Source organism: Microbacterium sp., assembly GCF_035687345.1.
In the GTDB taxonomy this organism is placed as follows: Bacteria; Actinomycetota; Actinomycetes; order Actinomycetales; family Microbacteriaceae; genus Microbacterium.
This window is the reverse complement of record NZ_DASRXZ010000128.1, coordinates 23215-29913: the sequence shown is the minus strand read 5'-3', so window position 1 is coordinate 29913 and position 6699 is coordinate 23215. Positions and strand designations below refer to the sequence as shown.

The 6699-nt window shown below is 68.2% G+C and carries 5 protein-coding genes; all 5 read right to left on the bottom strand.

What is annotated here, in order from left to right; all coding sequences use genetic code 11:
* Positions 1 to 292 precede the first annotated feature (292 nt).
* Positions 293 to 925 (bottom strand): NAD-dependent epimerase/dehydratase family protein, encoded by a 633-nt coding sequence (locus VFF97_RS15060; protein WP_325034313.1) that lies wholly within the window; start codon positions 923 to 925, stop codon positions 293 to 295.
* 199 nt (positions 926 to 1124) lie between these two features.
* Positions 1125 to 2591: a GH1 family beta-glucosidase gene (locus tag VFF97_RS15055; RefSeq protein ID WP_414684151.1), complete on the bottom strand. Its 1467-nt coding sequence runs from the start codon at positions 2589 to 2591 to the stop codon at positions 1125 to 1127.
* Positions 2588 to 4822, bottom strand: a complete 2235-nt coding sequence (gene yicI / locus VFF97_RS15050) for an alpha-xylosidase (RefSeq protein ID WP_325034311.1) — start codon at positions 4820 to 4822, stop codon at positions 2588 to 2590. The genes VFF97_RS15055 and yicI overlap by 4 nt, the downstream gene beginning before the upstream one ends.
* Positions 4823 to 5650, bottom strand: coding sequence for a carbohydrate ABC transporter permease (locus VFF97_RS15045; protein ID WP_325034310.1), 828 nt, complete (start codon positions 5648 to 5650; stop codon positions 4823 to 4825).
* Positions 5651 to 5712: 62 nt separating this feature from the next.
* Positions 5713 to 6684, bottom strand: a complete 972-nt coding sequence (locus VFF97_RS15040) for a sugar ABC transporter permease (RefSeq protein ID WP_325034309.1) — start codon at positions 6682 to 6684, stop codon at positions 5713 to 5715.
* Between the last annotated feature and the right edge of the window lie 15 nt (positions 6685 to 6699).

The following is a 6699-nucleotide window of genomic DNA, read 5'->3' as shown; positions in this document are numbered from 1 at the left end:
GAACCGGCGGTCGCTGTGGAAGAAGATCTCGAGCACTCCGATGCCGATCAGCGCGAGCGCAGTCAGCCCAGCGATCACCTGACTGATGACATTCATTCTCTGCCTCCGCTTCCGAGGCGCGGTGTTTCAGCGGAAGAGTAGGACTCCGCCCTCCACGCAGACAAGAGGCCCACGGTCGCCCGACCAAGGCAGTGCCCGTTCACGAGTGCCGGTGAGGGGGCGCCGTACAGCGCGCTACCTGGAAGGATGACGACAGGCCGTCAGGGGGCGTACGTCATGGCTCCGCACATGATCAATTCTCCTTCGCAGCCGGTACGACCGCGGCGTCCGCCCGCACCGCCCCCTCATCCGTGATCACCAGCACGCCGGTCGGTTCATGCAGAGCCGCGACCGTCGCCTCCGCGGCACGTTGGATCTCCACTCGCGGTCCTGCGGGCGGCTCATCAACATGGAAAGTGCCCGGGCCGTAGAACTGGCCGTAGCGGAGCACGAGTCCGCCGTACGCGAGGACCGATCTCTCCAGTTCGTCGACGGCGGCCTGGCCCGGCCCCGGTGCCATCGGCCACGCGACGCTCTGTGCGAGCAGTCGCGCAACCGCTGCTTCGCGCGCGGCCGCCACGAGGTTGTGCGTGCCCTCGATCCGGATCCGGGCGTGGCGTTCCCGGAAGTCCGCGATCTTCGCCGGATCGTCCGGCAGGTCGGTGAGCTCGTGGATCACGATGTCCGGAGCAGCGTCGACGACCGCACGTGTGAGCGCCGCGGCGTCGAAGACATCGCACACAACGGGCTGGGCGCCCAATTCGTTCAGCATTGCCGCCTTGGCCGGTGTGCGGGTCAGGCCTGCGACGGTGTGCCCGTTCTGCCGCAGGAGGGGAATGAGCCGGGTGCCGATCACGCCACTGGCGCCGGCCAGAAACACGCGCATGCCCCGATCGTAGGTCACGGGCCCGAATCACCCGGCCCGCGCTTGCCCCAGCGGTGGTCTCGTCCGACAGCCCGCTGCTGATCTTCCCGGTCCGAGGAGGCGACTGGCCGTCCGGCGAGATCGACCTGCGCGTGACGCCCTGGTAAGGCGGGAACAGGGGCGGTCACCTGAGCGGGGGAGCCCGCGAGGAGAAGCGCCCCTACGCGGGAAGGACGCCGGTCTGGGCGAGCCGCCGGAACCAATGCGCCGAGGCCTTCGGCATCCGCTCGAGCGTGTCGAAGTCGACCCGCACGATGCCGAACCGCTTCGCGTAGCCGTAGCCCCACTCGAAGTTGTCGAGCAGCGACCACACGAAGTACCCCCGCAGATCGACGCCCTCCTCGATCGCGCGATGCGCGGCGGTCAGATGCCGGCGCAGGTAGTCCACGCGCAGCGGGTCGCGCACCGAGCCGTCCGGCGCGACCTCGTCGGCGAACGCGGCACCGTTCTCGGTGATCATGAGCGGCTGGTGCGGGAACTGCGCGCTGAGCGAGCGGAGGAGGTCGAGCAGCCCCTCGGGCGCGATGTTCCATCCCATATCGGTGTACGGTCCGGGCTGCTGCACGAACTCGACGACGCGGTCGCTGCCCGGCCATGCGGTCCCGCCCGCCGCGGCCTTGTGGCCGTCGTTCATCTGCTTGGGGGAGACGCCGTCCCACAGGCGCACCGTGGCGGTCGAGTAGTAATTGACGCCCAGCACGTCGATCGGCTGGTTGATCGTGGCGAGGTCGCCGTCATGCACGAAGGACCAGTCGGTGACCGACGACGTGTCGGCGAGGAGGTCCTCGTCGTAGACGCCGCGCAGCATCGGCGAGGTGAACGCGCGGTTCGCGAGCGCATCGATGCGGCGCATCGCCTCGGCTGCCCCGTCGCCCTCGCCGCGCAGGACGTGGAAGTTCAGCGTCACGGAGTACTCCGGCGAGCCGGTCGAGGTGGCCCGCAGCGCCTGCAGCGCCTTGCCGTGGGCGAGGTTCAGATGGTGCACCGCGGCCAGCGCCGCCGCCGGCTCGTGCCGGCCCGGCGCGTGCCCGCCCTGTCCGTACCCGAGGTAGGCCGAGCACCATGGCTCGTTGAGCGTCGTCCACGTGTGGATGCGGTCGCCCAGCGCCGCACCCACGACTCCCGCGTAATCCGCGAAAGCATCGACAGTCGTACGCACCGGCCACCCGCCGGCGTCCTCGAGCGTCTGCGGCAGGTCCCAGTGATAGAGGGTCGCGACGGGACGGATGCCGCGCTCGAGCAGCCCGTCGACGAGCCGCGAGTAGAAGTCGATCCCGGCCTGGTTGACGCCGTCGGACAGCCGCCCGGTCGGGACGATGCGGGGCCAAGCGATCGAGAACCGGTACGCGTGCAGCCCGAGCGACTGCATGAGGTCGAGATCGGACTCCCAGCGGTGATAGTGGTCGCACGCGACGTCGCCGGTGTCGCCGTTCCACACGCGCCCGGGCGTGTGGCTGAAGGTGTCCCAGATGGAAGGCAGGCGGCCGTCTTCCGCCGCGGCGCCCTCGACCTGGTAGGACGCCGTGGCCGACCCGAACGTGAAGTCGGAGGGGAAGACGAGGCCCGCGTCACGGAAGTCGGGCGAGCCCTGCACGATGCCGGAGTGTTCGGAAGTCACGCTGCTCACTCTGTCACCTCCGCGCGGTCCACCTCGAACACCTGGGAGCGTCCGTCAGGTGTCGTGACGCGCACCGACGCCGTGCCGGAGCCGCCGGGGAACACCCGCAGCGCGAGCCCATCGAGATAGTCGTAGTCAGGACGGTCGTCGCGCGCGCCCCACGGCAGGACGGCCCCCGGCCGGACGTACAGCGGAAGCGAGTCGAACCCGTGGGTCTCCGTGCGCCATCCGCCGCCGGTGACCTTCTCGCCGGTGAGCAGATGCGTCCACGTGCCGGCGGGCAGGTAGAAGGACACCTCTCCCGAAGCCGAGAACACCGGAGCGACGAGCAGATCGGGACCGAGCATGTACTGGCGGTCGAGGTGCCCGGTCGCCGGGTCCGCGGGGAACTCCAGCGCCATAGGGCGCATGACCGGCACCCCCGTCTCGGCCGCGACGAGTCCCTGCGCATACAGGTACGGCATGAGGCGCATCTTGAGCTTCGAGAACAGGCGCGTCACCTCGACCGCCTCCTCGTCGAACGCCCACGGCACGCGGTACGAGTCGGAGCCGTGGAAGCGACTGTGCGAGGACAGCATGCCGAATGCCGTCCAGCGCTTGAACACGTCCGCATCCGGCGTACCCTCGAACCCGCCGATGTCGTGGCTCCAATGCGCGAACCCGCTCCATGCGAGCGATAGCCCGCCGCGCAGGGTCTCCGCCATCGATGCGTACGTCGAGGTCGAGTCACCGCCCCAATGCACGGGCATGGACTGGCCGCCGGCCGTCGCAGAGCGCGCGAACAGAACCGCCTCGCCCTCACCGCGCGCATGGACGAGCACGTCGTGCACGGCCTTGTTGTACAGCTGCGTGTACAGGTTGTGCATGCGCTCGGGGTCGGAGCCGTCGTGCCACACGACGTCCGTCGGGATGCGCTCGCCGAAATCCGTCTTGAACGTGTCGACGCCCTGCTCCACGAGTGCGCGCAGCTTCGACTGATACCACTCGACCGCCGCGGGGTTCGTGAAGTCGACGAGTCCCATGCCCGCCTGCCACAGGTCCCACTGCCACACCGAGCCGTCCGCGCGGCGCACGAGGTACCCGCCCTCGACTCCTTCCGCGAACAGCGGCGAGCGCTGCGCGATGTACGGGTTGATCCATACCGACACCCGCAGCCCGCGCTCGTGCAGGCGCGCGAGCTGGCCCTCCGGGTCGGGGAACACGCGCCGGTCCCACTCGAAGTCGCACCAGTTGAACTCGCGCATCCAGAAGCAGTCGAAATGGAACACGGACAGCGGCAGGTCGCGCTCGGTCATCCCGTCGATGAACGAGTTCACGGTCGCCTCGTCGTAGGACGTCGTGAAGGACGTGCTCAACCACGTGCCGTACGACCAGGCCGGTACCACGGGCGGACGCCCGGTGAGCTGCGTGTAGCGGCCCAGCACGTCGGCGGGAGTCGGGCCCGCGATGACGAAGTACTCGAGGATCTCGCCGGACACCGAGAACTGCACGCGCTCGACGGCCTCCGAGCCCACCTCGAACGACACGTGCCCCGGGTCGTTCACGAGCACGCCGTAGCCGCGCGAGGTCACGTAGAACGGGACGTTCTTGTACGCCTGCTCGCTCGATGTGCCGCCGTCGGCGTTCCAGATCTCGACGCTCTGGCCGTTCTTGACGACCGGGCCGAAGCGCTCGCCGAGACCGTACACGAGCTCGCCGACTCCGAGGTCGAGCTGCTCGCGGACGAAGCGGTCGGCATGCGGGATGCCGGTCTCCATGCGCGCGTTGCCCGCGATGCCGGGATCGACCGCGGCGCCCGGCGAGAGCTTCATGTAGCCGGCCGCGCGCCCCGCGCTGCCGGTGAGGCGCTTCCCGTTCGCCTCGAACGACAGGTCCCACGGCGCGCCCTTCGCGATGCGCGCGGTCAGCGCGCCCGTCGTGAGTGTGCCCGCGGCATCCGTGATCTCCGTCACGCCGACGCCGGTGCGCGCCCCGGGCAGCGCGAAGCCGCTGTGCCGGCTTCCGCCCGTGTGGTGCGCGATGCGCACCCGCACGACACCCTCGAGGGGGGACGAGAGCGTGACCGTCAGGACCGGGCGGTTGAGCACATCTCCGCGTTTCGCGATGACGGTCGTGGGCGCCGTGACGACCAGCCCCGGGCCGTCGGGCGCGGCATCCGTCTCCTCGATGTCGTAGGCCTCCTGCGCATACAGGGCGGTGACGCCCGGACGCAGCTGCCAGAAACCATCTGTGAACTTCATTTACTTGACTGCTCCTGCGGTGATGCCGCGCGTGAGGGTGCGCTGGAAGATGAGGAAGAAGATGAGCGTGGGGATGATGCCCAGAAGCGCCGACGCGCTCGTGGTCGTCACGTCCATGAGGCGGTCGCCCTGCAGGACGCTGATCGCGACCGGCACGGTCTGGTTGGCGTTGGAGGCGAGGAACGTCAGCGGGATGAGGAACTCGTTCCACGTCCAGATGAAGAAGAAGATGAGCAGGACCGAGAGGGTCGGGCGGCTTATCGGGAAGACGACCCGCCACAGGATCTGCCACCGGTTCGCACCGTCCAGCGATGCGGCTTCGAGCACCTCCTTCGGGAAGGTGCCGTACACCGACGAGAGCAGATACGTTCCGAACGCCGCCTGGATGACGGTGAACACGACGATCACCGACCACACGTTGTCGTACAGGCCGATCGACTTGAACATGTAGTAGAGCGGGTACAGGAGCGCCTCCTGCGGCAGGAGGTTCGCCAGCAGGAAGAGCAGCACGATCCACGTGCGTCCGCGCACGCGCCCGATCCCGATCGCGAACGCGTTGAGCATCGAGATGACCACGGCGAGCACCGCGACGACGCCCGAGATGAAGATCGAGTTCCAGACCTTCTGCGGGAAGTTCACGCGCTCCCAGAACTTGACGATGCCCGTGAAGTCGAGCTCCTGCGGAAGGGCGAGGGGCCCGGATGTCGCGTAGTCGACGGGCGACTTGAACGAGTTCACGAGTACGAGGTAGAACGGCGCGATGACCAGGACGGCCCCGACGACGACGAGCGCGAGCAGCAGCCAGTCGACGCCGCGCTTCTTCGTCATTCCGCCGCGGCCTCGGCTCGCACGGGTCTTCGCGGTGGGCGCGAGAACGGTTCCGGCAGCCATCACAGACCCGCCCTTTCCTTGCGCTCGATCGAGTTCTGCACGCGGATGAACACGATCGAGACGATGACGACGACGATCGTGAGCACCGTCGCGATCGTCGCGCCGTAGCCGACGTTTCGCTTCGTGAAGAACTCCTGGTAGGCGTAATACGCCGGAACGAGGGTGGCCCCGGCGGGGCCGCCGCGCGTGATCACATAGACGGGGCCGAAGACCTTCAGTGCCGCGATCGTGCAGGTGAGGGTCACGACGAAGATCTCCGGGCGGATGATGCTCATGGTGATCGCGGAGAACCGCTGGAACCAGTTCGCGCCGTCGAGCTCGGCCGCTTCGTACAGTTCGGGGTCGACTCGCTGGAGCGCGGCCATGAACACGACGACGGGGTATCCGATCTGCACCCACACCATGACCACCATGAGCACGATGAGTGCAGACGGCATCTGTCCGAGCCAGTCGTAGGGCGGGATGCCGAGCCATCCGAGGATCTGATTGAGCGCGCCGTCCTGACCGGGGCGCACGATCCAGCCGATCACGATGCCTGCCACGGCGATCGGGAGGATCTGGGGGAGGTAGTAGGTGGCGCGCAGGAAGCTGCCGACCCTGCCGCCGAACTTGCGGCCGACGACGTCGAACAAGAGAGCTGCGACGACCAGGCCGACGAGCGTGGGGATGACCACCATCGCGAGGATCATCCAGACGGAGTTGCCGAACGACGTCCAGAAGTCCTCGTCGGTGAACAGCTTCTGCCAGTTCTCCAGGCCGATGAACTCCGGAGAGCGCACGCCTCGCCACTTCGTGAAGGTGAGATACACGTTCCACACCAGCGGGACGATGACGATCACCAGCAGCAGCGCGAAGCCGGGCATCAGGTAGAGCCAGTAGGCGCCCGTGCCGCCCTTGCGCTGGGGGATCGACGGCTGCTCGGGAGGCAGCGTGGCGCGCTGCGTGCGCGCCGGCCGGGTGTCAACGGACATGTTCAGCTCCTCGAA